1 protein-coding gene is annotated in these 362 nt (G+C 57.5%); it reads right to left on the bottom strand.

The features are described from left to right. The coding region (locus tag ACTQ16_RS16865; protein WP_441938593.1) for a hypothetical protein at positions 1 to 362 on the bottom strand (362 nt) is incomplete at both ends.

The following is a 362-nucleotide window of genomic DNA, read 5'->3' as shown; positions in this document are numbered from 1 at the left end:
TGAGTAGCCACTGCTTGATGCTCCTTACCGATGGCTTGCCGCTGCGGCCCTCGCCCTGGCGATAGAAGTGCCAGATGCCAAACTTATGCAGATGCTTGTAGCGAGACTTGATGACGGAAGCCGTCTCCTGGTAGCTGGTGCCAAACTCACGGTCGGCGTAGGTCAGAACTTCTTCCTGCGGGATGCCATAGTAGATGCAGATGTCGGCAAAGTGCCATACGTACTCGTTGTGATGCTCAGGCTCGAACCGGTAGCCCCACAGGTCGAGCAGTTCCTTGATGTGGGAAGCCGCCTCCTCGATGGTTGGCGCACCCTTGTCGCTTGACTTCGCCTCCTCTTTCGCCTTGATGGTTCGCTTGCCG

Origin of the sequence: Prevotella sp. LCP21S3_D2 (assembly GCF_052118345.1) — a bacterium.
GTDB lineage: Bacteria > Bacteroidota > Bacteroidia > Bacteroidales > Bacteroidaceae > Prevotella.
This window is presented reverse-complemented; position numbering and strand designations above follow the sequence as displayed.